5 protein-coding genes are annotated in these 3693 nt (G+C 34.9%); 1 reads left to right on the plus strand and 4 read right to left on the minus strand.

Annotation, left to right across the window (positions count from 1 at the left end; all coding sequences use genetic code 11):
• Positions 1-87: 87 nt before the first annotated feature.
• Positions 88-630, minus strand: coding sequence for a flavodoxin family protein (locus ACKI2P_RS09220; protein WP_407377082.1), 543 nt, complete (start codon positions 628-630; stop codon positions 88-90).
• 97 nt (positions 631-727) lie between these two features.
• Between ACKI2P_RS09220 and ACKI2P_RS09225 the strand changes: the two genes are divergently transcribed.
• The gene (locus ACKI2P_RS09225) at positions 728-1450 is read left to right on the plus strand and encodes a RecB family exonuclease (protein WP_407377084.1); all 723 of its coding nucleotides are present in this window, start codon (positions 728-730) and stop codon (positions 1448-1450) included.
• Position 1451: 1 nt separating this feature from the next.
• On the opposite strand, the gene ACKI2P_RS09230 is transcribed toward ACKI2P_RS09225, so the two are convergent.
• From ACKI2P_RS09230 to ACKI2P_RS09240, 3 genes are all read right to left on the minus strand, one after another.
• The gene (locus ACKI2P_RS09230) at positions 1452-2144 is read right to left on the minus strand and encodes a class I SAM-dependent methyltransferase (protein WP_407377086.1); all 693 of its coding nucleotides are present in this window, start codon (positions 2142-2144) and stop codon (positions 1452-1454) included.
• On the minus strand, positions 2144-2620 hold the full coding sequence (locus ACKI2P_RS09235) for a methyltransferase family protein (protein WP_407377088.1): 477 nt from the start codon (positions 2618-2620) through the stop codon (positions 2144-2146). Before ACKI2P_RS09235 ends, ACKI2P_RS09230 begins: the two co-directional genes overlap by 1 nt.
• A 175-nt stretch (positions 2621-2795) precedes the next feature.
• Positions 2796-3287: a hypothetical protein gene (locus ACKI2P_RS09240; protein ID WP_407377090.1), complete on the minus strand. Its 492-nt coding sequence runs from the start codon at positions 3285-3287 to the stop codon at positions 2796-2798.
• Between the last annotated feature and the right edge of the window lie 406 nt (positions 3288-3693).

Here is a 3693-nt window from a genome sequence, read left to right on the forward strand (position 1 = left end):
AATCAAATATTTAGATTGAAAAACGGATTAAAAAAATAAAATAAAATCAAAAAAAAAGAATAGATAAGAAAATGTTTCTAATCTAAATTAAAATTTTAAACCTAATTCGTAGGCTTCTTTAAGTTTGTCTTCTTGCTCTTCTGCAACGATTCCTGCAGGACCTGCGGAACCTGCATCAACATGGCCGATGACTTCATAGCCCATGAAAGCAAATGGAGACATTTTAGTCAGTTCAATGTAAGTTTGATAGGTTTCTTCAGGCTGGTTTTCAGTAAAGATTAATGCGGCTTTACCGGACAGGCTTTTATCTGGGTTTTGACCTATTGCATAGAATCTGTCGATGATCAGTTTTCCTTGTGCTGACATCTGACCGTAGTAAATTGGGGTTGCAAAGATAACGCCGTCTGCAGCAACTAAATCATCTATGATTTTGTTACCATCGTCTTTGCGTACACATTCAGGGTTTTCAGCGCAGTACATGCATGCTTTACATGGTGCGATGTCACAGCCTTCAAGGAAGTATTTGACTACTTCTCCGCCGTTTTCTTCTATACCTTTAATCATTTCATCCATCAGTACATCACAGTTTCCGCCTTTTCTAGGACTTGCTTGAAGTGCTATAATTTTCATTTTTAATACTCTCCGATTATATATAACACTAATATATATTAAATTTATTATATAAAAAACAATAAGTTTTTAAAAAGGTTTTTATAGATATTTAATAATGAAATTGTCAAAGTCCAAAGTAAACACATATCTTAAATGCCCGATGGAGTTCAAATTCCAATACATTGATGAGATTGAAGCAAAGCCCAACAAGTATATGGCATTGGGAAGTGATGTTCACCTGATTGCTGAAAAATTCACTGACAGGTTTGGCGATGATTTGGATGATGTGGACATTCAAAATGAACTTGTCAAAGTGGCGAATGATTTGGAAATCGGTTACGGCCTTGACGAACATATTGATAATTTGGGACTCTTTTTCAAGGAAGTCTTTGTTGACAATGATTTTAAACTGTTTTCCAATGAGGAATATCTGCTTGACAAGAAAAACAGGTTTTCAGGAATCTGCGATATAATTCTAGAGGATGAAAACGGAAAACTGACCGTAATCGACTATAAGACAAGCAATTCAAATTCCTTTTCAAAGTATCGTCTGGAGTTGTGTTACTATAAGCTGCTTGTTGAAAACGTATACCACAAACCGGTTAATCGCGTGGGAGTGTTTTTTACCAAAAACGGCCGTTTAAGACTACTTGACGTTTGTGAAGAGGAAAATAAACGCAAATTTTTAAGTTACGGCGAAATCGATGACGCTGTTGATACCCTTCATGAAGTGCGCGATAAGATCAACAGAAAGGAATTTCCCAAAAGAAAACAGTACCTGTGCAGATACTGCACTTACCGAAACCTCTGTGAAGATGAGTTCTACTTTTTCAGATAACTCATTTTTTGGCGATAACTGTCATCCATTCGAGAAACTTATCCGAAAAAGAAACATGATCATAATCATCATCAATCATTTCTACATTCCCATTTGATTTAATTATCTCCTTTTTGTTTTTTCCATCCCTTAAGTAAACGGTTATTTCACTAAATTGACTGTTTGCTAAAAATGATGTAATTTCTTCATCATCGTATACATTCATATCTATCAGTTTCTCGGATAATTTCATCATGATGTTATCAGAGCCGTTAGACTCCATTCCGATTAAAAATATTCCTCCTGGCTTGAGTACTCTTTTAACTTCACTAAAGCATTTTTCAATATCCGGCCAGAAATAAACTGTTTCAAAAGCAGTTACAGCATCAAAACTATTGTCTTCAAATGGTAGGTTCAAAACATTGCCTTCAAGCACTTCTACTTTTCCTTCGGATATTTCCTGCCTGTTGACTTCACGTGACAGCTTTACGCTTTCTTGACTGTAATCAATCCCATATACCTTTTTGGCTTTTCTGGCCATTCTGTTGATATTGATGCCTCCTCCACAACCGACATCCAATATTATATCTTCATCTGTTATTTTTAAGTGCTTTAATCCCCATAATGACACAGGAGTGTGCTCTTTATTCATAGATTTCAGCTGAATATTGCCCAGTTTTCCTTTCGGTTCACGCATGTTAGAAAAAAACCCCATTAAATCACCTTTGGAATGAATCCGTTAACTTTTTTTGAATATTTTAAATAATCATCTCCATACAGATCAATCAACCATTTCTCTTCAGTTTTTTTCATTGCAATTGATAATATAATCCAATAGAGCAATGGCAGAATTATCAAAGTGAGATTGTTTGCAATCAGAATTATTCCGGTTACTGCATAGAGAAAAGCAGCATATATTGGATGCCTTACCCTTGCATATATTCCTGTAGTTACGAGTTTGTTTGCTTTGATATTGTCCTGAATATTTGAATCTGTTACAGCTTTAAACCAGAACAGCACCCCAGTTACAATCAATATTACACCCAAAATTGCAAATACTGTAAAATTTGATGGATAATTCGGAATATAACCAAAAAAAGAAAGTATTATAGAAATCAGAGTAATTGATAGGATTGCTGTGATTAGAAAAGGACCTACCCCATATACCGGCAAATGATTATCTCCATTCATGTTAAATAATTTATACATTGAAATATAAATATTTTTAGGCATACCTAAATTTAAATTGTAATATGAAAATCCATGATTACATTAGAAAAATTTTTGCCAACTTGAGCGATAAAAAAAAAAGGAATTAAAAGCAGAAACCCTGTAATTCTGCTTTTAATGTAAGGGTCTATAAAATTTATTTTCTTCTTAATACAGCTGCTCCGCCTAAAACTGCACCAACTGCGAGTAAAACTAATATTGGATTACCGGTAGCTAACATGGTGTGTAAAGCACCAGTTGCGTTGGTAGCGTTTGCGGTTGTGTTCGCTTCCACAGGAGCAGTAGCGTTGGTTGCATTATCAGCAGTTTGATTGGCAGCAGTTTGATTTTCTAAAGTTTCATTGTATTGACTGCCAGCCCATCCGCCGTCATCCTGATATTGACTGCCTGCATAACCGCCGTCGTATCTAATATCATCAACGCCAGAATCGTATTGACTGACATCATCATCGCCGTTGTAACTAATATCATCAACGCCAGAATCGTATTGACTGACATCGTCCACAGCCAGATCATCCGCATAGTTACTTCCTGTGAAACCGCTGTTATCTGCTGCACATGCAACACCGGCAGATGCAATTACACAGAATATTGCAAGTAAAGTTAATAATTTTTTTGAAAGATTCATAATAATCACCAGTTAATATTTTTAAATGCCGTGTCAGTTGAAATGACACGTCTTTGCACAATTAATTATATGATAAAGCCCATATATAAAGATTTTCGAGTGCAAGTGCCTACTTTCATATTAAAATTATAAAATAAAAGATTTAAACTAATATTAGAAAAAAATAACTAATTTAAAAGCTAAAAACTAATTTAAATGGCCAATGTAATTTTACATGTGAAAATGCACAAAACCATCCACTAAATTCAAAGTTCTGCCAAAAATTAACTAAATTTCAAAAAAAAAAAAAAAATCAGCCACTTACCTGAGTATAATGGACGGAAAACGGAGGAAGCTAGGATAGAAGAGGAAACCGGCGACGGTAGGCCTGCGAAGGAGTTGAACAAGGTTTAAGATTGTTACTTTC

It is taken from the genome of Methanobrevibacter sp., assembly GCF_045541095.1.
Lineage (GTDB): Archaea > Methanobacteriota > Methanobacteria > Methanobacteriales > Methanobacteriaceae > Methanocatella.